The organism is Pseudomonas persica (assembly GCF_900291015.1).
In the GTDB taxonomy this organism is placed as follows: domain Bacteria; phylum Pseudomonadota; class Gammaproteobacteria; order Pseudomonadales; family Pseudomonadaceae; genus Aquipseudomonas.
Genome location: NZ_OLKL01000029.1, coordinates 118,823 through 139,724 on the forward strand (window position 1 = coordinate 118,823; position 20,902 = coordinate 139,724).

The following is a 20,902-nucleotide window of genomic DNA, read 5'->3' on the forward strand; positions in this document are numbered from 1 at the left end:
AGGGCGGTACGGCAAATAGAAAGCCGATCTTGTTAAGAACTATTATCGGTTGTCGAGCCCCGGGCTGCCGTCAGTCATTCGCTGCGGCGCAGTGGGCCAGGCCACATGCTACGCAACACGCCGTCGCGGCGCACCCACGCGTGCATCAAGGCTGCGCCCACATGCACCAGCACCGTGGCGAACAGCAGGTAGCCAGCCCAGCCATGGGCCTCGCGCAGTACGGCATACAGCTGCAGGTCATGTGGGGCGATGGCCGGCAAATCCAGCGGGCGTGGGTAGCCACCGGCCGACAGCATGGCCCAGCCCAGCAGTGGCATGGCCAGCATCAGGCCATAGAGCAGCAGGTGCGAGGCCCCGGCGGCCCGGCGTTGCAGTGTGGGCAGGTCGCGCGGCAGGGCCGGGTGGGGCACGGTCAGGCGCACACCGATGCGCAGCAACACCAGCACCAACAGGGCCAGGCCAGTGGCCTTGTGCAGCCCGATCAGCACGGGGTGGCGCGGCGACAGGTCGGTGACCATGCTCACACCGATGAACAACATGGCCAGGATCAGCACGGCCATCAGCCAGTGCAACAGGCGGGCGAGGGGGTGGAAGGCGTGGGTTTTCATGGGCGGGCTCCGGTGCCGAGCGATTCGCGGCTGCGGCGGTTGAAGGATTCCGAGTAGGCGGCCGAACGGGCGGCGAGGATCGGGTCGGCGGAGGCCTGGATCCCCCGGGGCAGGATCAGCGGGTCGAAGTTGAGATCGCGGCAGGCCCCTTGCCCGGGGCTGTCGACCTGCTCCAGCACCAGCGTGCCGGCGTCGACCCTGCGCCGTTCGGCAGGCCATGGGCTGGCAGGGTCGTCCACCGCATCGCCAGGTTCCGCCAGCACCAGGCGCAGTGTCCAGCGCAGCGGGCCGTGGGCCAGGCGTTGCTGCAGGTCGTGCTGCAGGAACTGTTTGTCATTGACCTGGGCAGGCAGGGCGGCAAATGCTGTTTGCGGCTCCAGTTGCCAGCGCACCGGGTGGGCCGCGCCGCCAGCGTCGATCAGGCGGAAGGCGTTGATGCTGTGGTACTGCGTATTGGCGAAGCTGTTGCTGGGCTTGTAGCTCGCTGCCCACTGGCGAAATGCCGCGCTTTCCGGGTGGGCGGCGAAGAACGCTTGCAGTTTGCCCGGGTCCGGTTTGCCGGTGGCAGGGTCTGGCGCCCCCGCCAGTACCTGCTCATAGAAGGCTTGTGGCGTGTTTATCGCCAGCACCGGTGGGTTGTTCATGCCGGTGCGCCAGACCTGCCCGTCGTCGGTGCTTAGCTCAATGGCCAGGCTGCGCACCGGTATGCCGGTATCCGGCGCGAACGGGTTGGCGCCGCCGATGGCGAAACGACCGATCACTGGCACCCGCGGCTGGCTGAAGGCGCGCGCCGTCGACAGGCTGGCGGCCTGCCCGCTGGGCTGGAAGTAGCCGCTGACGCACAGGCCCTTGGCGTGGTTCTTGCGGTAACCCGGGTAATGCCCGGCCTGGGCTTCGAAGGTGTCGATGATGCGCTGTGGCGTCAGGCCGGTTGCGCCGAGCCAGCCGGCGGCATAGGCAAAGCCGACGCCTGCGGCCAGCATCACGGCACCGATGGCGGTCAGGCGCAGGGCCTTGGCTGGGCCGTGCAGGGGTGAGTTCATGGTCGTTGTCCGGTTCAGTGAAGGTGCCGGTACGACGGCGCAGGGAAAAACTTATTCCCTTGTCGGGAATAGAATTTCCTCACAGGCGTCTGCCTCTTACACTGACAACCCCAGAGACCGGGACTTTGCCATGCATGATCTGGACGACCACCAGTGGCGCGAGCTGCTGGCCCGCCTGCGCCGCTTTGCCGTATGGCTGACCCGCGAGCCGGGCAGCGCCGACGACCTGGTGCAGGCCACGGTCGAGCGGGCCTTGAGCCGCCGCGACCAGCAACGCGACGCCGATGCACTGCGGGCCTGGCTGTTCACTATCCTCTATCGGCTGTTCCTCGACGGTAAGCGCCGCGAGCGCCTGCATGCGCGCTGGCTGTCCTGGTTCGGCCGCGCCGAGCGCGACGACGAGCCGGTCGGCGACAACCTCGAGGCCATTGTCCTGGCCCAGGCCGACCTGCAGGCCTTCGCCCGGCTCACAGCAGAACAGCGTGCGTTGCTGCTGCTGGTCAGCATCGAAGGTTTGAGCTACAAGGAGGCCGCCCAAACCCTGGGCATTCCCATCGGCACTGTGATGTCGCGCCTGTCGCGTGCCCGCAATGCCTTGCGCGAACTGACCGAGGGCAACCCCCAGCCCCCGGCCTTGCGGAGACTGAAATGACGCGCCTGATCCCCAGCGAAGACGAATTGCACGCTTACGTCGACGAGCGCCTGGAGCCTGTGCGCCGGGCCGAGGTGCAGGCCTGGCTGGCGGCCAACCCGCAGGCTGCGGCCAAGGTGGAAGGTTGGCGTGCCGACGCCCGTCGTTTGCGCACGGCACTGGCCGGGCTCGGTGAACTGCCTGGGGCGGCGCAGCTGGAGCTTGGCCAGTTGCGCCGGCAATTGCGCCAACGCCACCAGCGGCGCTGGGCGGCAGCGGCGACCGTGGTGGTGGCGTTGGGGGTTGGCGGCCTGGGCGGCTGGCAGGTACGCGATGCGACCCTGGCGCGCGCCGACCTGCCGATGGCCGATGCCGTCCAGGCGCACCGTTTGTTCGCCGGCAGCGAGGTACTGGATATCCAGGCCAGCGACCCGGGCCAGTTGCGCGACTGGCTGGGACGGCACTTCAGCCGCGTGGGCCAGTTGCCGGACCTGGCAGGCTATGGCTTCAAACCAGTGGGCGCGCGCCTGCTCAGCAATGAGCAGGGGCCCGCGGCGCTGCTGGTGTTCGAGGATGGCAAGGGCCAGCGTATCAGCCTGTTCCTGCGCTCACCGGGTGATCAGTACCGGCGCATGCCGGACGGGCAGCGGGTGGATGGCCAGCTGGAGGCGCGGTATTGGTCGCATGGGGCCTATAACTTTGCTCTGGTCAGCGCGGCGGACGATGTGCGCGGGGCGGGGGTGGGGGAGGCGTTGCGGTTGGGGTTGTGAGCAAGGAAGGTTGCCTTGAATCTCTTTCGCTCCTGTCATTTTGGGGCCGCTTTGCGGCCCATCGCCGGCAAGCCAGCGCCCACAGGGGATTGCACAACTCTTGAACCCTGCGCTGTATCTGTGGGAGATGGCCCAGCCCTTTGGTCTGCGCTGTCGCATAGAGAACTGAATTCGCAAGCGGTCCGTGCATCCTGTGNAGCCGCGAAGAATCCAACGCGGTGCATGGCACCGGCTGCGCCGGTGTTCGCGGCTAAAGCCGCTCCCACAGGGGCCCTGCTAATTCAACGAGTTATGTGCAGTTCTATGAGAGCTGGCTTGCCGGCGATGGGCTGCGCAGCAGCCCTTGGCGATCAGCTCAACTCCAGCCAGATCGGCGCATGGTCCGACGGTTTTTCCATCCCGCGCAGTTCATAGTCAACCCCGGCATCCTTGATCCGCGGCACCAGGTGCTGCGAGGCCATGATCAGGTCGATGCGCAGGCCGCGCTTGGGCTCGTCCTCGAAGCCGCGGCTGCGGTAGTCGAACCAGCTGAAGCGGTCGGTCACCTCCGGGTACAGGTGGCGGAAACTGTCCACCAGGCCCCAGCCTTTCAAACGTTCCATCCACTCGCGCTCTTCCGGCAGGAAGCTGCACTTGCCGGTCTTGAGCCAGCGCTTGGCGTTGTCCGGGCCGATGCCGATGTCGCAGTCCTGCGGTGAGATATTCATGTCGCCCATCACCAGCAGTGGCTGGTCGTTGCGGAACTGACCTTCCAGCAGCGCCTGCAGGTCGTTGTAGAAGCGCTGCTTGGCCGGGAACTTGGTGGGGTGGTCGCGGCTTTCGCCCTGGGGGAAGTAGCCGTTCATGATGGTGATCGGGTTGCCATCGGCATCGGCGAAGGTGCCCCAGATGAAGCGGCGCTGGGCGTCTTCCTCATCGCTGGCAAAGCCCTTGTGCAGGCTCAGCGGTGCCTGGCGCGACAGCAGGGCCACGCCGTAGTGGCCTTTCTGGCCGTGGTAATGCACGTGGTAGCCCAGCGCCTGCACGTCGACCAGCGGGAACTGATCGTCGCTGACCTTGGTTTCCTGCAGGCCGATCACGTCCGGCTGGTGCTTTTCGATCAGCGCCGCCAGCTGGTGCGGGCGGGCCCGCAGGCCGTTGATATTGAAACAGACGATCTTCATGGAAAGATAATCCCGGTAAAAGGCGCGATGCTAGCCGACATCGCTTGCCATCACCAGCATGGCGGCTTCGGGAGGCTGCTGCTAACGTCCTTTCCAGAGCACTGTACGCCCGTTCCAGGAGGACTGCCCGCAATGCCCGAAACCACTGCCGTTCCGGCTCGTGTCTGCCTGCTCGATGATGGTTACAGCCGTGAGGCGCGTTCGCTGTTGTACAACGCCTACCGTCACGAACCTACCTTCGCCTATATCTTCGAGGCGCAACGCCCAGGCTATGAGCGGCGCCTGCGAGTGATGGTGCGCGAATGGGTACGCCAACACTTCTACCTGCAGCTGCCTGCCATCGGCCTGCTGGTGGAGGACCGCCTGATCGCCCTGGCCCTGATCGTACCGCCGCTGCGCCGGCTGGGGGTGGCCGACAGCTGGGCCTGGCGCCTGCGCATGATATTGGGCACCGGGCTGCGCTGTACGCGCCACTACATGGACTACCAGGCCGCCCTGGCCAGCAGCCTGCCCACCGATGAGGTGCATGTGCTGCCGCTGTTGGGCGTGCACCCGCAGTTTCAGGGCAAGCACTACGGCGAACAATTGTTACAAGCTGTGCATGACTGGTGCGCAGAAGACCCTGGTACCCAGGGTGTGGTGCTGGACACCGGCAACGAGCACTACCTGGCTTTTTACCAGCGCCAGGGCTATGAGGAAATTGGCGAGGTAGCTGTAGGACCAATCCGAGAGAGGGTGCTCTTCCATCCCAACCCGGTCTCCTCCAATTCAGCTTTTGCCTGAGCAGACCGCGCGGCGGCTCCCTTGAGCGCCCGGCTCTGGTAGCATGCGCCGCATGACGTATTCAGGAAGATTGACCTGGGGTCTGGTTATCTGGGCCGCCAGTTTCGCAGCATGGGGCCAGAGCGAGTTGCTGGTGAAGGTCAAACCGGCCAACAAGGCGCTCAAGGCCAATGTCGAAGGCTATATCGGTACCCTTGGCGACCGCGATGAAGAAGCGCTGCTGCGCTTCAGTCGCGGCGCCCAGGAGCAGGCGCGCAAAGCCGCGCAGGCACTTGGCTACTACCAGGCGCAGATCGATACCGAGGTCAAGCCCGCCAGCGAGGCCGACCGTTCCCCGCAGCTGATCATCACCATCGACCCCGGCGAGCCGATTCGCCTGCGCAACGTGGCCGTGCGCATCGAAGGCCCCGCCAGCGAGATGAAGGCCTTTCGCGTGCCCGATAGCAAGGCCCTGCGCGCGGGCGAACAACTCAACCACGGCCATTACGAAGATGCCAAGCGGCTGATCCAGAACCAGGCGTCGCGCTATGGCTTCTTCAGTGGGCGCTTCAGCCGCCAGCGCCTGGCGGTCGACCCCCAGGCTGGTGTGGCCGATATCGAACTGGTCTACCAGAGCGGCCCGCGCTATCGCCTGGGCGCCGTCACCTTCGGTGGCGACACACCGCTGGACGACGACCTGCTGCAGCGCATGGTCTCGTTCAAGCCGGGTACACCCTACGACTCGGAACTGATCGCCGAACTGAACAATGACCTGCAATCGAGCGGCTACTTCGAAGGCGTGCGCGTGGATGCGGCGCCCACCGCCGCCGTGGGCGAAGAGGTCCCCGTGGATGTCCGCCTGGAAACCCGCAAACCGCGCACCATGGGCCTGGGGCTGGGCTTCTCGACTGACGTCGGGCCACGCGGCAAGGCCAACTGGACCCGCCACTGGGTCAACCCGCAGGGCCATAGCTACGGCTGGGAAACCGAACTGTCGGCGCCCCGGCAGAACGTCGGCCTGTGGTACGACATCCCCCTCGACCCCCCGCTGACCGACAAGTTGCGCTTTGCCGGCGGCTACCAGAACGAAGAAATTGCCGGCACCGACACCCTCAGCAAACTGTTGACGGTGGGCCCCGAGTGGCACAGCAAGCTGCCCAGCGGCTGGCAGCGGGTGATTTCTCTCAAGTACCAGCGCGAGGAATACCGCCTGGGTGATGACTCCGGGTTGAGCAACCTGCTGATGCCGGGGGTGAGTTTCTCCTTCCTGCGCAGTGACAACCGCATCGACCCACATAACGGTTACCGTCTGCAGTTCGATGTACAGGCGGCCAAGGAAGGACTGGTCTCGGACACCAATCTGCTGCATGGCAACGTGCTGCTCAAGGGCCTGACCACGCTTGGCCATAACCACCGCCTGCTTGGCCGGGTGCAGTTCGGTGGCAGCGCGACCAATGGCTTCAAGAACAACATTCCGCCGTCGCTGCGCTTCTTCGCCGGTGGCGACCAGAGCGTGCGTGGCTACGACTACCAGACCCTGTCGCCGAAGAACAGCGACGGCGACCGCATTGGCGGGCGCTACCTGGTCGCCGGCAGTGTCGAGTACCAGTATTCGCTGGCCGAGAAGTGGCGGCTGGCAACCTTCGTCGACCAGGGCAACTCGTTCAACGACCTGGAACTACCAAGCCTCAAGACTGGTGTCGGTTTTGGCGTGCGCTGGGTGTCGCCGGTCGGGCCGCTGCGCCTGGACCTGGCCAAGGCGCTGGATGATGAAGGGGGAATTCGCCTGCACTTTTCCATGGGGCCTGAGCTGTGAAACGCGTGATCAAGTACATTCTGCCGGGCCTGCTCGGGGTAGTCGCGAGCCTGGGCCTGGCACTCGGCTTGCTGCTGGGGACCGAGGTTGGCAGCCGCTGGGTGCTGGGCAAGGTGCCCGGGCTTGAGGTGGCTGACTTCCAGGGCCGCCTGGCAGGTAGCTGGCAAGCCAGCCGGCTGAGCTGGGCGGACGGTGGCAGCACGCTAGAGGTGCAGGCGCCGCTGCTGGCCTGGTCGCCGGCATGCCTGTTGCGTTCTACCTTGTGCATTGACCAATTGCAGGCGCAGCGCATCGACATGGCCTTTGCGCCCAGCACCAAGTCGGCCGACAGTGGCCCGCTGCAGTTGCCGGCGCTGCGCTTGCCGCTGGCCATCGAACTGGGTGAGGCCAAGGTTGGCCAGTTGCGCCTGGATGGCAGTGACCTGCTTGGCGACCTGCAACTGGCGGCGCACTGGACCAACACCGGGCTACGCATCGACAGCTTGCGCCTGCAGCGCGACGCCCTGCAATTGGACCTGCAGGGCGACCTGCAGCCCGAAGCTGACTGGCCGGTGCAACTCCAGGCGCAGCTGCAACTGCCTGCGGTAGATGGCAAACCCTGGCAACTGGCGCTGAGCGCCACCGGGGAGTTGCAGAAAACCCTGAAGCTTGCCGGTGTCAGCAGCGGTTACCTTGATGCCACGTTGAGCGGGCAATTGCAGGCGTTGGCCGAGCACCTGCCGGCGACCTTGCAGATCCGCGCCGAGGCCTTCAAGCCGGCAGGCTCGTTGCCCGATACCGTGCAGTTCAACCAGCTCAAGCTTGATGCCAGTGGCAACCTGCTCAAGGGTTATCAACTGTCGGGGGCGGCCAGCCTGCCGGCCGAGCAGTCACCGATCGCCTTGCTGTTGTCCGGGCTGGTCGACAGCAAAGGCGCCAGGCTCGATGCCCTGGACTTGAATGCCAGCGATACCCAACGGGTCAAGTTGCAGGCCACGGCCGACTGGCAGCAAGGCCTGGTCGCCGATGCCCGACTGGACTGGCAGGACTTCCCGTGGCTACGCCTGTATCCACTGGAGACACCGCCTGAGGTCACGCTCAAGCGATTCATGGCCCAGGTGCATTATCGCGATGGCAACTACCAGGGCACCTTCAATGGCGACCTGACTGGCCCGGCCGGTGCGTTCAGCCTGGCCAGCCCGTTCGAAGGTGACCTGAGCCAGGTCAAGCTGCCGCAGTTGGCGCTGACTGCTGGGCAAGGCAAGGCCACCGGCAGTGTCGCCGTGCGCTTTGCCGACAACCTGGCATGGGATGTCGACCTGCAGCTGTCGGCGCTCGACCCGGCCTATTGGCTGGCTGAATTGCCGGGTACCCTGGCGGGGCCGCTGCGCAGCAAAGGCGAGATGAAGGGGGACGCCTTGAGCCTCGACGCCCGGCTCGACCTGAAAGGCCGCCTGCGCGGCCAGCCGGCAGCGCTCACGGTCGAGGCCCAAGGGGCAGGGCAGAGTTGGACCTTGGGCGCCTTGGCCGTCCGGTTGGGGGATAACCGTATCAATGGCAGTGGCAGCCTGCAGCAACGCCTGGCTGGGCGGCTCGACCTCGACCTGCCGCGCCTGGGCCAGTTGTGGCCAAGGTTGCAGGGCCAGGTCAAGGGCCGGCTGGACGTCGCTGGCACCTTGCAGGCCCCGCAAGGTACGCTGACCCTGCAGGGCCAGCGGCTGGCCCAGGCGGAAAACCGCCTGCAACAGCTGGACCTGGATGCCCGCCTGGACAACGCCCAGCGCGGCGTGATCGAGTTCAAGGCCAGCGCTATTCACCTGGGTGACACGGCATTGGGCACCTTGCAGGCCAACGGCAAAGGCGACATTCGCCAGCAAGCTCTGACCCTGGCGCTGGACGGCCCGCAAATCAAGCTTGACCTCGGCCTGGATGGCCAGTTGAGCAAGGGTGACTGGCGTGGGCGCCTGGCCAGTGGGCGGATCCAGGCCGGTGGCCAGGACTGGCAGTTGCAGGCCCCGGCGCGCCTGCAGCGGCTGGCCAGCGGGCAGCTGGACTTTGCCGCGCACTGCTGGCGCTCCGGTCAGGCCAGCTTGTGTGGCGATGACCAGCGCCTGGCCCCCGATCCGCGCTTGCGCTACCACCTCAAGCAATTCCCGCTGGACAGCCTGGCCCAGTGGCTACCGAAGGACTTCGCCTGGCAGGGCCTGCTCAATGCCGACATCAACCTGGATATCCCGGCCAGCGGCCCCAAGGGCAACATCATCGTCGACGCCAGTGGCGGTACCTTGCGCGTGCGCGACAAGGATCGCTGGGTCGACTTCCCGTACCAGGCCCTGCGCCTTGACAGCACGCTGGCGCCACGGCGCATCGATACCCGCCTGGCGTTCCGCGGCGAGCGCCTGGGCGAGCTGAACGTCAACATCCGCCTCGACCCACTGGGCAAGAACAAGCCGCTGTCGGGTGAATTCCGCCTGGCCGGCCTCGACCTGTCAGTGGCGCGCCCGTTCGTGCCGATGGTCGAGCGCCTTGCCGGGCAGCTCAATGGCACTGGCCGGCTGTCGGGCTCCCTGCTGGCGCCGCAGGTCAACGGCAACCTGATGCTCAGCGGCGGCGAAGTCAGTGGCGCCGAGCTGCCGGTCAGCCTCGAGGAGCTTTCATTGCAGGCAGTGATTGCCGGCGAGCAGGTACAGCTCAATGGCGGCTGGCGTAGTGGCGAGGCGGGGCGTGGCCAACTGAGTGGCAACCTCACCTGGGGCCAGGCACTGGGCATGGACCTGCGTTTGCAGGGCCAGCAACTGCCCGTCACGGTCGAGCCCTATGCGACACTGGAGGTCGCCCCCGACCTGACCTTGCGCTTGATCGACGACAAGCTGGCGGTGACCGGCAAGGTACAGGTGCCCAAGGGCACGATCACCGTGCGCGAGCTGCCACCATCCACTGTCAAGGTCTCGGATGACACGGTGATCGTCGGCCACCAGACCGAGGAGGGCAAGCCACCCATGGCGATGGCCATGGACATTGATGTCGAAGTGGGCCGCGACAAGCTTTCGTTCAGTGGCTTTGGCCTCAAGGCCAACCTGCTCGGCCATGTGCACATCGGCGACAACCTCGATACCCGCGGCGAGTTGAGCCTGGCCGACGGCCGCTACCGTGCCTACGGCCAGCGCCTGACCATCCGCCGGGCGCGGCTGCTGTTCGCAGGCCCGATCGACCAGCCCTACCTGGACATTGAGGCGATCCGCAAGGTCGACGACGTGATTGCCGGTATTCGCCTGAGCGGCAGTGCCGAACAGCCCACCAGCAAAGTGTTCTCGGAGCCGGCCATGAGCCAGGAGCAGGCGCTGTCCTACCTGGTATTGGGACGGCCGCTGGGCGCCTCCGGCGAAGACAACAACATGCTCGCCGAGGCAGCCTTGGGCCTGGGGCTGGCAGGTAGCGCCGGCATCACCGGCAGCCTGGCCTCGAGCCTGGGCATCGACGACTTCCAGCTGGACACCGAAGGTTCGGGCAATACCACCAGCGTGGTCGCCAGCGGCAACCTCACCGATAAACTGAGCCTGCGTTATGGGGTAGGGGTGTTCGAGCCTGCGAACACCATTGCGTTGCGCTACAAGCTGAGCAAAAAGGTGTACCTCGAGGCCGCCAGCGGGCTGGCCAGCTCACTGGACATCTTCTACAAGCGCGACTTCTGAGCCGGCGCGGGGCGGTCGTCAACGGACGGTGGCCGCCTCGATGAACTCATTGGTATCGGGGGAGGGCGGCGGGCTGGGGGCACGTATCGGGACGATCAGGCTGGTGTATTCCTCGATCAGCCGGTTGAGGGCTTCTGGTGGTTCGCTGGCCTGGAACTGCATGCGTATTTGCACTTCATCGGGGTCACGGCTCTCACCCTGACGGCCTTGGCCGCCGAGGGTGACCTTGAAGCTCGCGGCCTTGTTTTCGCCTGCAGTCAGCAGTGCCTGTTGCGCTTCGGTGCCTTTGACCCGCACCGACAGGTCGACCTGCATGCGCTCCAGGGCCAGGCCCTTGGGCGAAACCAGCGCGAACAGCGGCACGCGCATGATGTGCTGGCCGTCCATGGCCACCTCGACCATCTTGGCTTTCATGGGCGCGCCCAACGCCTCGCTGTCGCACTCGAAGAACTGGTCGAACAGGTTGATGTACTGCTGCGCAATCAGGCTGTTGGTAGCGCTGGCCGCTTCCTGCAGGCCACGGGTGATTTCGCGCAGGTCGATGGAGGTCATGGGGGCGGGGGATTTATCCAATGATTCGACTCCTCAGGCCAGGTGGTGCCCCCCTTGTCGCTGGTCTGGGGGGCTGTTCGGGGCAGGGAGGTACGTCTCAAGGCGTACCGGCGCCAGGGGCCGGAGTGCCATCGGCCGCAGGGTTCTTCAAGGTATCTGCCTGGGAAATTGCGTCCTGGCTGTCCAGTGTGGCGGTTTTGACGACGGTTGGCTTTGTCGCGGCATCGGTCAGGAATTCGATCACCCGCATCATCGCTTCAGGCGGCTCCTGGCGCTTCAAGGTCGTGTTGAAAGCGTAGCGGGCGCGGGTATCTGTCTTGCGGGTTTGCGTGGACTTGTGGCTGACGCTGCCTTTCACGTTCAGCCTGAACGGCCCCCAGCCCAGCGAACCGGTCGCCTCGGCGTTCATGTCCTTGCTGGAAACGTCTTCCGACATCTGGTTGATGACCAGCTCGAACTCGACATTACCTTCTTCGATGGAAATGTTCGGGTGGGTGATGGCCGCCACCAGCGGCACTTTCATGGTCTTGCTGACCACGCCCTTGTATTCGCCCTGTTCGTCGACGATGGTTTCGTCGTAGTCGAACTGGATGGCAACGGCCTTGCCGTCCTGGACGCACACTTGCATCAGGAAGTCGGCGTACGACTTGCTTGCGGTGACCTGGGCCTGGACCATGGCCTGCAGGGGGCCTGCGATCATGCGGTCCATCGGCAGGGCGTTGATTACGGAGCCGATGAGGCTGTTATCTATCGACATATCGGGATGCTCTTTCTAGTGGGTAAGGTGGCCGTCAATGGCGGCCACGATGTCTGGGCTTCAGCGAGTGCAAGGTTCCTGGCGACGGATGTTGCCGATCTGGCGCAGGCTCAGGCCGTACTTGTCGGCCAGCAGGCTGCGGGACAAGCCGCTGGCGCTTTCCTTCTGGATCTGCAGGTTGCGCAACTGGCGCAGGAAGTGGTCTGCCTTGGGGATCTCCAGGGCGACACCGGCAAAGCGCTTGATCAGCGCGTCGAGTGCTTCGGCCGGCAGCACGTCGGCAAGCTTGGTGCGCTCGCGATGCTTGGGGATGTACTTGGGCCTGCCGCCGTAGGCGCAGGTCAGCTGGTAGGCGCTGTCGATGCCGATGCAGTCGATCAGGGCCTGCAGCGAGTGGGGCAGTTGGCTGATGTCGATTTGGCTCAAGTCTGGCAATTGCATATGGCGCTCCTTCGGGGCGGATGGGCTGGGCTACCCGATCACCAGCGGCGTTATGTCGAAGGTGTGACTGGATTTTCTGTGACAGCCGAGGCGCGTCGCTAGGCGGCATATAGGTTGGGGCTTGTAGTTTCGGCGAACAGGTTTTGCAGGCAGCGATATCCGGTGTTGTAGGACATGGCTTCAACATTTCGCTGTGACGGGTGATTTCCCATCAGGTCTCTCCCTGTGATACGTGTTGGGCCCGGTAACCCTCAATCGCACGGGTAGCTGCTCAGCAGGCTGGCGCTGCGCAGGTAGGCCTGGGGGGTGTCGAGCATGCCTTGTGGTAGCGTGCGCCAATCGACCAGCAGGCACAGCGCATGCAGCGGCTGCCCGTCGCGCTGGCCGATGACCTGGTCGGCAAAGTTGCGACGGTACAGCGCCTGGGTCTGCTGCAGCGCTTGTACCTGGTCGGCCCGGGCAAGGGTTTGCCGGGCCAGTTCGGGCAGTTGCGCCAGCGGTACGCTGAAATGCACCGGAGCACCATTGACCTGCAGGTAACCGGCCCGGCGCACGCGTTGCCACAGTTGTTGCCATTGGCTGCTGCCGGCGTGGGCAGCCAGTTCGCGGCCCAGTTCGAGCAGTTGCTCGGCTGCGGGTTGGCGGGTGTCCAGTGCATGAAGGGAAAAGGGTGTCAGGAACAGCGATGTGAACAGTAGGGGCTTGTACATGGTGCCTCCGGCATGGGTGCTTGGGAGCCCAATGCTTTCAGGCAGCCGCCACCTCACCCAGCAGGAAATGCAGCGCCGGGGCGGGGGACCGTTGTATCATTGGCGCGGCTCGTGCTCGTTGCGAGCCATTTGCCCCTGATGTTGCAAGGAACCTTCGATGACACACGTGCAGCGCCTCAAATATTCTCTTCTGATCATCCTGGTGGTACTGGGCCTGATGCTGGGTCTGTCGCACCTGCAGAAGCAGGGCACGATCAGTGAGCAGACCTTCCAGATGCTGGCCATCGCCATCGCCGTGGTGGTCGTGGTGATCAACGGCATTCTGCGGCGCAAGGTCAAGCCCTGACCTTGGCGGGCCGGCCAGATATGGCCGGCCATGCGCTCAGCGCGAAGGCGCTTGCTCCAGCACGGCGCGCGCCTGGGGGTTGAGGCTATAGCATTTGTCGCCCCCCAGCTGGATGACGCCCTCGGCGCACAGCCGCTTGAGCACTTCGCGCACGCTGAGGAACGACAGCGGGATATCCAGCTGTTCCAGCTGCGCGTGCACGCCGCGCACGCCAATGCTGCGGCCATTGCGGTCGGCGGCGTGCAAGGCATCGATGACCTTGAGGCGGATCAGGCTGGTGCGCAGGCCGAAGCTGCGCAATAGCTCGCGGATCTGTTCGTTGCCGATGCGTTCGTCAGCCAAAACGTCCTGTCCCTTGGGCGCTTTGCCTGGGACGTGCCCAGTCTGGATTGAGGGTTGCGGGTTGTACATGTGAATGCTCCTTTTCGTGGACGAACCCGAAATATGGGTGCCTCACTTACTAGGACGAATGAGAACGAAAAAACTGCAGCCCAATCGCAAAAAAATCCTTGGTTCTGTTCAAGACGTTCCATGGCCTTGTAGTACGTAAAGTTCTCACCTGGCCATTCGTCTGATCGGGATGACCCCGAACCCGAGGAGTGCCCGTGTTTCCACTTTCCCGTCCCATGACATGCGCTGGCCTGGCTGCCGCCCTGGTAGCTTTCAGCATCGGCGTAGTGCCGGCGCAGTCCGCCGCCGCCGATGCCAGCGCGCAGATTCGTCGAACCAGTTACGGGGTGCCGCATATCGTGGCCAAGGACGAACGTGGCCTGGGCTATGGCATCGGCTACGCCTACGCTCAGGACAACCTGTGCCTGCTGGCCAATGAAGTGCTGACCGTGAGCGGCGAGCGCTCACGCTACTTCGGCGCCAAGGGCAAGACCCTGGAGCAGCGTGACAACCTGGCCAGCGATGTGTTCTTCACCTGGCTCAACAGCCCGGCAGCGGTCAGTGCGTTCTTGCAGGCGCAGCCGGCACCGGTGCAGGCGCTGCTGGCAGGTTATGCCAGCGGCTACAACCGGGCGCTGGCAGAGCGCCGTAGCCAAGGGTTGCCCAGCGAATGTGGCAACGGCGAGTGGCTGCGGCCGATCAGCAGCGAGGACCTGGTCAAGCTGACCCGTCGGCTGCTGGCCGAAGGCGGTGTCGGGCAGTTCGTCGAGGCGCTGGCGGGGGCGCAACCGCCAACACTGGCCAGCCAGCAGGCGCCGACGGGGTTTGCCATGGCGCTGGCCCGGCAGCAACGTTTTGCCACGGAACGCGGTAGCAATGCGGTGGCCGTCGGAGCGCAGCGTTCGGCCAATGGCCGCGGCCTGTTGCTGGCCAACCCGCACTTCCCCTGGGTGGGGGGCATGCGCTTTTACCAGATGCAGCTGACCATTCCCGGCCAGCTCGATGTGATGGGGGCGGCATTGCCGGGCCTGCCAGTGGTCAACATCGGTTTCAACCAGCATCTGGCCTGGACGCACACGGTCGATACCTCGAAGCACTTCACTCTGTACCGCCTGCAGCTCGACCCCAAGGACCCGACCCGCTACCTGCTCGATGGCAAGTCGCTGCCGCTGGCCCGGCAAACCGTCAGCGTAGCGGTCAAGGCCGAAGATGGCCGCATCAGCCAGGTGCAGCGCCAGGTCTACAGCTCGCAATTCGGCCCGGTGGTGCAATGGCCGGGGCGCCTGGACTGGGATGCACATGCAGCCTACAGCTTGCGCGACGCCAACCTCGAGAACACCCGGGTGTTGCGGCAGTGGTACCAGATCAACCGTGCCGACAGCCTGGTGACGTTGAAAGGCTCGATCGAACAACTGCAGGGCATTCCCTGGGTCAACACACTGGCGGTGGACCAGGCTGGCAAGGCCTTGTACCTGAACCAGTCAGTGGTGCCTTATGTGGATCAGCAACTGCTGGACGCATGCAGCAACCCGCAGGCACAAGGGCGCCTGGTGGTACTGGATGGCTCACGCAGCGCGTGCCAGTGGAAAGTCGATGTGCAGGCCGCGCAACCGGGGATCTTCCCGGCACGGCTGCTGCCGAGCCTGGAGCGCGAAGATTTCGTGCAGAATTCCAATGACCCGGCCTGGATGGCCAACCCGGCGCAGCCGCTGACCGGCTACTCGCCGCTGGTCAGCCGCGGTGACCAGCCACTGGGTATGCGTGGCCGCTTTGCCCTGCAACGCCTGCAGGGTAACGCCCGGTTGGGCGTCGACGACCTGCAGCGTATGGTGACCGATGACGAGGTCTACCTGGCCAGCCTGGTGCTGCCAGACCTGCTGCAATGGTGCAAAGGCGCTGGTGCGGACGTGCAGGCCCTGTGCCGCAGTCTGGCCGCCTGGAATGGCAAGGCCAACCTCGATAGCGGCATTGGTCTGGTGCATTTCCAGAACCTGTTCGATGCCTTGGTCGAGCACCCGGAAAGCTGGCGGGTGGCCTTCGACCCGGCCGATCCGCAGCACACCCCGCGTGGGCTGGCGGTCGAGCAGGCGGCCGTGCGCAAGCTGCTGCACCAGGCCGCGCTCGCTTCGCTCAAGCTGGTAAGTGACAGCGGCGTAGCGGGGGAGGCGCGCTGGGGGCAGGTGCAACAGGCGAGCGATGGCACGCCGGTACCGGGTGGCCCGCAGGCGTTGGGCGTGTACAACGCGATCTACAGCGTGCCGCACGGCCAGGGCAAGCGGCTGGTGGTCAGTGGTACCAGCTACCTGCAAGTGGTCAGCTTTACCGACAAGGGGCCAGAGGCCCGCGGGCTACTGGCGTTCTCCCAGTCGAGTGAAGCGGCTTCGGTGCATGCCAGTGACCAGACCAAGGCGTTTGCGGCCGGGCAACTGGCGGTGATTCCGTTTACCGAGGCGCAGATCAAGGCTGATCCTGAGTACCGGGAAGTGGTGATCAGTGAAGGGGACAAGGGGGCGGTAGTCAGCCGGCCTTGAGGTGTCAGCCTGTGCCGGCCTCTTCGCGGGTAAACCCGCTCCCACAGGTACTGCACCAGGGCTACAAGCGGCGCAATACCTGTGGAAGCGGTTGTACCCGCGAAGAAGGCGACTTGGTTGCTCAGGAAAACTCGAACGGCGCCAGCTGAAAACCTTGCTCGTCAACCTGCAAGGCCCAGCCCCGGCGGTCCCAGTCGCCCAGCACGATACGCCGTGCCGGTTGCCCGTCGACCACCAGCTTGTGTATCGCCGGCCGGTGGGTATGGCCATGTACCAGCGTGCGCACACCATGCGCCGCCATCACCTTCGGCACTTCCTCCGGCGTGACATCGACGATCTCGGTGGACTTCATCCGCGTTTGCGTGCGGCTTTCGCTGCGTAGCTTGCGTGCCAGCTTGTAGCGGGCCGACAGCGGCAGGTGCCGCAACACCCACAGGCTCAGCGGGTTGCGCAGCAAACGGCGCATTTTCATGTAGGCCAGGTCGCGGGTGCACAAGGTATCGCCATGCATCAGCAGCACCTGTTCACCGCCCAGTTCGATCACGCAGGGGTCGTGCAGCAACGTGCAGCCCGCAGCGTCGCAGAAGGCCTGGCCAATCAGGAAATCACGGTTGCCATGCATCAGGTAGATGGCCGTGCCGCTGTCGCTCAGCCGACGCATGGCGTGGCAGACCGACTGCTGGAAGGGGGTCATGGCATCGTCGCCGATCCATGCTTCGAAGAAGTCGCCGAGGATGTACAACGCCTTGGCGTGGCGGGCACGGCCATCGAGCAGATCAAGAAACGCCCGGGTAATGTCCGGGCGTTCTTCTTGCAGGTGCAGATCGGAGATCAGCAGGATCACTCAACGATCTCGGCTTTCTCGATGACCACGTCGTCTTTCGGCACGTCCTGGTGGCCAGCTTTGGAACCGGTGGCGACCTTCTCGATCGCGTCGACGATTTCACGGCCTTCGATCACTTCGCCGAATACCGCGTAGCCCCAACCCTGCACGTTCTTGCCGCTGTGGTTGAGGAAGTCGTTGTCGGAGGCGTTGATGAAGAACTGCGCCGAGGCGGAGTGCGGCTCCATGGTACGGGCCATGGCGATGCTGTACTTCTTGTTCTTCAGGCCGTTGTCGGCTTCGTTCTGGATGCTGGCGCGGGTTTTCTTCTGGCTCATGCCAGGCTCGAAGCCGCCGCCCTGGATCATGAAGCCCTTGATCACACGGTGGAACACGGTGCCATTGTAGTGGCCGTCCTTGACGTACTGAACGAAGTTTTCGGTAGTCAGTGGCGCTTTCTCGGCGTCCAGTTGCAGGACGATGTCGCCGTGGTTGGTGCTCAGTTTGACTTTGGACATGCTGAAACTCGCTCTTTCAAGGCAATCGGGAATTAGGGTGCGCAGGGCGCGGGTTATCACCTGACGCAGGATCAGGCGATCGCGACACATGGCGCGCACTGGCCATTTTGCCAGGCTGCGGCAAAAAGCCGTGATAAATCACGCCAGTTTGTCCGGGCCCGACTGTCAGCAGCTTGACTGCTTCGGCTATGATAGGCCCTTTGATTCAATCGGCCTACCCAGGCCGGACACGTGCATTCAAGGATCCTATGAGCAAGCCCACTGCCGACAACGCGCCCAACGCCGCTGCCAAAGGCGCCCCCGCTGTCCCTGCGAACTTCCTGCGGCCGATCATCCAGGCCGACCTGGACTCGGGCAAGCACAGCAGCATCGTCACCCGTTTCCCGCCGGAGCCCAATGGCTACCTGCACATCGGTCACGCCAAGTCGATCTGCGTCAACTTCGGCCTGGCCAAGGAATTCGGGGGTGTCTGCCACCTGCGTTTCGACGATACCAACCCGGCCAAGGAAGACCAGGAGTACATCGACGCCATCCAGAGCGATGTCAAGTGGCTGGGCTTCGACTGGGCCGGCGACGTGCGCTACGCCTCCGACTACTTCGACCAGTTGCACGATTGGGCAGTCGAACTGATCAAGCGTGGCAAGGCTTACGTCTGCGACCTTACCCCTGAGCAGGCCAAGGAATACCGCGGCAACCTCAAGGAGCCGGGCAAGAACAGCCCGTTCCGCGAGCGCAGTGTGGAAGACAACCTCGACCTGTTCGCCCGCATGAAGGCTGGCGAGTTCCAGGACGGTGAGCGCGTGCTGCGGGCCAAAATCGACATGGCCTCGCCGAACATGAACCTGCGCGACCCGATCCTGTACCGCATCCGCCATGCCCACCACCACCAGACCGGTGACAAGTGGTGCATCTACCCCAACTACGACTTTACCCACGGCCAGTCGGACGCCATCGAGGGCATCACCCACTCGATCTGCACCCTGGAGTTCGAAGGGCATCGTCCGCTGTACGACTGGTTCCTCGACAACCTGCCGGTGCCGGCACGCCCGCGCCAGTATGAGTTCAGCCGCCTGAACCTGAACTACACCATCACTTCCAAGCGCAAGCTCAAGCAGCTGGTCGACGAAAAGCACGTCGAAGGCTGGGACGACCCACGCATGTCGACCCTGTCCGGTTTCCGTCGCCGCGGCTACACCCCGGCCTCGATCCGCAACTTCTGCGAAATGATCGGCACCAACCGTTCCGACGGCGTGGTCGACATGTCGATGCTCGAGTTCAGCATCCGTGACGACCTGGACCGCACCGCACCGCGCGCCATGTGCGTGCTACGCCCGCTGAAAGTGGTCATCACCAACTATCCGGAAGGCCAGGTCGAGCAGCTCGAGCTGCCGCGCCACCCGAAGGAGGACATGGGCGTGCGCGTACTGCCGTTCTCCCGTGAGCTGTACATCGACCGCGACGACTTCATGGAAGAGCCGCCGAAGGGCTACAAGCGCCTGGAGCCGACCGGGGAAGTGCGCCTGCGCGGCAGCTACGTGATCCGCGCCGACGAGGCGATCAAGGATGCCGACGGCAACATCGTCGAGCTGCGCTGCTCGTACGACCCGGACACCCTGGGCAAGAACCCGGAAGGCCGCAAGGTCAAGGGCGTGATCCACTGGGTGCCGGCCGAGGGCAGTGTCGAGTGCGAAGTGCGCCTGTACGACCGGCTGTTCCGCTCGCCGAACCCGGAAAAGACCGAGGAGGGCGGCAGCTTCCTGGACAACATCAACCCAGGCTCGCTGCAAGTGCTCAGCGGCTGCCGTGCCGAGCCGTCGCTGGCCCAGGCGCAGCCCGAGGACCGCTTCCAGTTCGAACGCGAAGGCTACTTCTGCGCCGACCTGAAAGACAGCCAGCCGGGTCGCCCGGTGTTCAACCGCACTGTCACCCTGCGTGACTCCTGGGGTAGCTGAGGAACCGCCGTGCTTACCATCTACAACACGCTGAGCAAAGCGAAGGAAGTCTTCAAGCCGCTGGATGGCAACAAGGTGCGCATGTACGTGTGCGGCATGACCGTGTACGACTACTGCCACCTGGGCCATGGCCGCAGTATGGTGGCCTTCGACCTGGTCACCCGCTGGCTGCGCAAGAGCGGCTATGAGCTGACCTACGTGCGCAACATCACCGACATCGATGACAAGATCATCAACCGGGCCAACGAGAACGGCGAAAGCTTCGACGCGCTGACCGCCCGCATGATCGACGCGATGCACGAAGACGAGCGCCGTCTGAACATCCTGCCGCCGGACCAGGAACCGCGTGCCACCGACCATATCGCCGGCATGCACGCAATGATCCAGACCTTGATCGACAAGGGTTACGCCTATGCCCCCGGCAATGGTGACGTGTACTACCGCGTCGGCAAGTTCGTCGGCTACGGCAAGCTGTCGCGCAAGAAGATCGAAGACCTGCGCATCGGTGCCCGTATCGAGGTCGATGAAGCCAAGCAGGACCCGCTGGACTTCGTGCTGTGGAAGGGTGTCAAGCCGGGCGAGCCGAGCTGGGAATCGCCATGGGGCCCGGGGCGTCCGGGCTGGCACATCGAGTGTTCGGTGATGTCCACCTGCTGCCTGGGTGAAAGCTTCGACATCCACGGTGGCGGCAGCGACCTGGAGTTCCCGCACCACGAGAACGAGATTGCCCAGAGCGAGGCGGCCACCGGCAAGCAGTACGCCAATGCCTGGATGCACTGCGGCATGATCCGTATCAATGGCGAGAAGATGTCCAAGTCGTTGAACAACTTCTTCACCATCCGCGACGTGCTCGAGAAGTATCACCCGGAAGTGGTGCGCTACCTGCTGGTGGCCAGCCACTACCGCAGCGCGATCAACTACTCGGAAGACAGCCTGCGTGATGCCAAGGGCGCACTGGAGCGTTTCTACCACGCCTTGCGCGGCTTGCCACGGGTGGCGGCCAAGGGTGGCGAAGCGTTTGTCGAGCGCTTCAGCGTGGCCATGAATGACGACTTCGGCACCCCCGAAGCCTGCGCCGTGCTGTTCGACCTGGTGCGCGAGATCAACCGCCTGCGCGACAGCGATGTGGAGGCCGCTGCCGGCCTGGCCGGTCGCCTGCGCGAGCTGGGTGATGTGCTGGGTGTGCTGCAGCTGGAAGCCGATGACTTCTTGCGTGCCGGTGCCGAAGGCAAGGTGGATGCAGCTGAGGTCGAGGGCTTGATCCAGGCGCGCCTGCAGGCGCGTGCGGACAAGAACTGGGCCGAGTCCGACCGCATTCGCGACCAGCTGACCGCCATGGGTGTGGTGCTGGAAGACGGCAAGGGTGGGACTACCTGGCGTCTGGCTGACTGATCCGCTTTGTTGGGGCTGCTTTGCAG

At 64.5% G+C, this 20,902-nt stretch carries 19 protein-coding genes; 9 read left to right on the forward strand and 10 right to left on the reverse strand.

The window, feature by feature from the left end; translation table 11 throughout:
- Positions 1-74: 74 nt before the first annotated feature.
- The gene (locus tag FQ664_RS14705; protein ID WP_144172830.1) at positions 75-608 is read right to left on the reverse strand and encodes a cytochrome b; all 534 of its coding nucleotides are present in this window, start codon (positions 606-608) and stop codon (positions 75-77) included.
- Positions 605-1,651, reverse strand: a complete 1,047-nt coding sequence (locus FQ664_RS14710; protein WP_144172832.1) for a catalase family peroxidase — start codon at positions 1,649-1,651, stop codon at positions 605-607. Before FQ664_RS14710 ends, FQ664_RS14705 begins: the two co-directional genes overlap by 4 nt.
- A gap of 130 nt (positions 1,652-1,781) precedes the next feature.
- Between FQ664_RS14710 and FQ664_RS14715 the strand changes: the two genes are divergently transcribed.
- Entirely contained in the window at positions 1,782-2,303 is a 522-nt protein-coding gene (locus FQ664_RS14715) for a sigma-70 family RNA polymerase sigma factor (RefSeq protein ID WP_144172834.1), read from the forward strand.
- Positions 2,300-3,052, forward strand: coding sequence for an anti-sigma factor family protein (locus FQ664_RS14720; RefSeq protein WP_144172836.1), 753 nt, complete (start codon positions 2,300-2,302; stop codon positions 3,050-3,052). The genes FQ664_RS14715 and FQ664_RS14720 overlap by 4 nt, the downstream gene beginning before the upstream one ends.
- Before the next feature lie 350 nt (positions 3,053-3,402).
- On the opposite strand, the gene xthA is transcribed toward FQ664_RS14720, so the two are convergent.
- Positions 3,403-4,215, reverse strand: a complete 813-nt coding sequence (gene xthA, locus FQ664_RS14725; protein WP_144172838.1) for an exodeoxyribonuclease III — start codon at positions 4,213-4,215, stop codon at positions 3,403-3,405.
- Between the two features lie 132 nt (positions 4,216-4,347).
- On the opposite strand from xthA, the gene FQ664_RS14730 reads away from it, so the two are divergent.
- Genes FQ664_RS14730 through FQ664_RS14740 form a run of 3 tightly spaced genes read left to right on the forward strand, consistent with a single transcriptional unit; the run spans position 4,348 to position 10,464 of the window.
- The gene (locus FQ664_RS14730; protein WP_144172840.1) at positions 4,348-4,998 is read left to right on the forward strand and encodes a GNAT family N-acetyltransferase; all 651 of its coding nucleotides are present in this window, start codon (positions 4,348-4,350) and stop codon (positions 4,996-4,998) included.
- Positions 4,999-5,050: 52 nt separating this feature from the next.
- Positions 5,051-6,793, forward strand: coding sequence for an autotransporter assembly complex protein TamA (locus FQ664_RS14735; RefSeq protein WP_144172842.1), 1,743 nt, complete (start codon positions 5,051-5,053; stop codon positions 6,791-6,793).
- The gene (locus tag FQ664_RS14740; protein ID WP_144172844.1) at positions 6,790-10,464 is read left to right on the forward strand and encodes a translocation/assembly module TamB domain-containing protein; all 3,675 of its coding nucleotides are present in this window, start codon (positions 6,790-6,792) and stop codon (positions 10,462-10,464) included. The genes FQ664_RS14735 and FQ664_RS14740 overlap by 4 nt, the downstream gene beginning before the upstream one ends.
- An 18-nt stretch (positions 10,465-10,482) precedes the next feature.
- Here the strand turns inward: FQ664_RS14740 and FQ664_RS14745 are convergent, their stop codons facing one another.
- From FQ664_RS14745 to FQ664_RS14760, 4 genes are all read right to left on the reverse strand, one after another.
- Positions 10,483-11,037 (reverse strand): DUF2589 domain-containing protein, encoded by a 555-nt coding sequence (locus tag FQ664_RS14745; RefSeq protein ID WP_144172846.1) that lies wholly within the window; start codon positions 11,035-11,037, stop codon positions 10,483-10,485.
- 76 nt (positions 11,038-11,113) lie between these two features.
- Entirely contained in the window at positions 11,114-11,773 is a 660-nt protein-coding gene (locus FQ664_RS14750; protein WP_144172848.1) for a DUF2589 domain-containing protein, read from the reverse strand.
- Between the two features lie 60 nt (positions 11,774-11,833).
- A complete protein-coding gene (locus tag FQ664_RS14755) occupies positions 11,834-12,214 on the reverse strand; it encodes a Mor transcription activator family protein (protein WP_144172850.1) in 381 nt (126 codons plus the stop codon).
- A gap of 251 nt (positions 12,215-12,465) precedes the next feature.
- Positions 12,466-12,924: a hypothetical protein gene (locus FQ664_RS14760; RefSeq protein ID WP_144172852.1), complete on the reverse strand. Its 459-nt coding sequence runs from the start codon at positions 12,922-12,924 to the stop codon at positions 12,466-12,468.
- A gap of 157 nt (positions 12,925-13,081) precedes the next feature.
- Between FQ664_RS14760 and FQ664_RS14765 the strand changes: the two genes are divergently transcribed.
- Positions 13,082-13,270 carry a hypothetical protein gene (locus FQ664_RS14765; protein ID WP_003248064.1) on the forward strand — a complete coding sequence of 63 codons (189 nt, stop codon included), beginning with the start codon at positions 13,082-13,084 and terminating at the stop codon, positions 13,268-13,270.
- Between the two features lie 36 nt (positions 13,271-13,306).
- On the opposite strand, the gene FQ664_RS14770 is transcribed toward FQ664_RS14765, so the two are convergent.
- Positions 13,307-13,681, reverse strand: a complete 375-nt coding sequence (locus FQ664_RS14770) for a fe2+ zn2+ uptake regulation protein (protein ID WP_144172854.1) — start codon at positions 13,679-13,681, stop codon at positions 13,307-13,309.
- A gap of 194 nt (positions 13,682-13,875) precedes the next feature.
- Between FQ664_RS14770 and pvdQ the strand changes: the two genes are divergently transcribed.
- On the forward strand, positions 13,876-16,191 hold the full coding sequence (pvdQ, locus tag FQ664_RS14775; protein WP_144172856.1) for a bifunctional acylase PvdQ: 2,316 nt from the start codon (positions 13,876-13,878) through the stop codon (positions 16,189-16,191).
- Between the two features lie 121 nt (positions 16,192-16,312).
- Here pvdQ and FQ664_RS14780 read toward each other — a convergent pair whose 3' ends face one another.
- Positions 16,313-17,035, reverse strand: coding sequence for a UDP-2,3-diacylglucosamine diphosphatase (locus FQ664_RS14780; protein WP_144172858.1), 723 nt, complete (start codon positions 17,033-17,035; stop codon positions 16,313-16,315).
- Complete coding sequence (locus FQ664_RS14785) at positions 17,032-17,532, reverse strand: peptidylprolyl isomerase (RefSeq protein WP_144172859.1); 501 nt, start codon at positions 17,530-17,532, stop codon at positions 17,032-17,034. The genes FQ664_RS14780 and FQ664_RS14785 overlap by 4 nt, the downstream gene beginning before the upstream one ends.
- 248 nt (positions 17,533-17,780) lie before the next feature.
- On the opposite strand from FQ664_RS14785, the gene FQ664_RS14790 reads away from it, so the two are divergent.
- Complete coding sequence (locus FQ664_RS14790; RefSeq protein WP_144172861.1) at positions 17,781-19,484, forward strand: glutamine--tRNA ligase/YqeY domain fusion protein; 1,704 nt, start codon at positions 17,781-17,783, stop codon at positions 19,482-19,484.
- 9 nt (positions 19,485-19,493) lie between these two features.
- Complete coding sequence (gene cysS, locus FQ664_RS14795; protein WP_144172863.1) at positions 19,494-20,876, forward strand: cysteine--tRNA ligase; 1,383 nt, start codon at positions 19,494-19,496, stop codon at positions 20,874-20,876.
- Positions 20,877-20,902 lie beyond the last annotated feature (26 nt).

What these genes read in the sequence shown, in the direction of transcription:
- FQ664_RS14705 (WP_144172830.1), bottom strand. Translation starts at nt 608, where the DNA reads ATGAAAACCCACGCCTTCCACCCCCTCGCCCGCCTGTTGCACTGGCTG.
- FQ664_RS14710 (WP_144172832.1), bottom strand. Translation starts at nt 1,651, where the DNA reads ATGAACTCACCCCTGCACGGCCCAGCCAAGGCCCTGCGCCTGACCGCC.
- FQ664_RS14715 (WP_144172834.1), top strand. Translation starts at nt 1,782, where the DNA reads ATGCATGATCTGGACGACCACCAGTGGCGCGAGCTGCTGGCCCGCCTG.
- FQ664_RS14720 (WP_144172836.1), top strand. Translation starts at nt 2,300, where the DNA reads ATGACGCGCCTGATCCCCAGCGAAGACGAATTGCACGCTTACGTCGAC.
- xthA (WP_144172838.1), bottom strand. Translation starts at nt 4,215, where the DNA reads ATGAAGATCGTCTGTTTCAATATCAACGGCCTGCGGGCCCGCCCGCAC.
- FQ664_RS14730 (WP_144172840.1), top strand. Translation starts at nt 4,348, where the DNA reads ATGCCCGAAACCACTGCCGTTCCGGCTCGTGTCTGCCTGCTCGATGAT.
- FQ664_RS14735 (WP_144172842.1), top strand. Translation starts at nt 5,051, where the DNA reads ATGACGTATTCAGGAAGATTGACCTGGGGTCTGGTTATCTGGGCCGCC.
- FQ664_RS14750 (WP_144172848.1), bottom strand. Translation starts at nt 11,773, where the DNA reads ATGTCGATAGATAACAGCCTCATCGGCTCCGTAATCAACGCCCTGCCG.
- FQ664_RS14755 (WP_144172850.1), bottom strand. Translation starts at nt 12,214, where the DNA reads ATGCAATTGCCAGACTTGAGCCAAATCGACATCAGCCAACTGCCCCAC.
- FQ664_RS14760 (WP_144172852.1), bottom strand. Translation starts at nt 12,924, where the DNA reads ATGTACAAGCCCCTACTGTTCACATCGCTGTTCCTGACACCCTTTTCC.
- FQ664_RS14765 (WP_003248064.1), top strand. Translation starts at nt 13,082, where the DNA reads ATGACACACGTGCAGCGCCTCAAATATTCTCTTCTGATCATCCTGGTG.
- FQ664_RS14770 (WP_144172854.1), bottom strand. Translation starts at nt 13,681, where the DNA reads ATGTACAACCCGCAACCCTCAATCCAGACTGGGCACGTCCCAGGCAAA.
- FQ664_RS14785 (WP_144172859.1), bottom strand. Translation starts at nt 17,532, where the DNA reads ATGTCCAAAGTCAAACTGAGCACCAACCACGGCGACATCGTCCTGCAA.
- FQ664_RS14790 (WP_144172861.1), top strand. Translation starts at nt 17,781, where the DNA reads ATGAGCAAGCCCACTGCCGACAACGCGCCCAACGCCGCTGCCAAAGGC.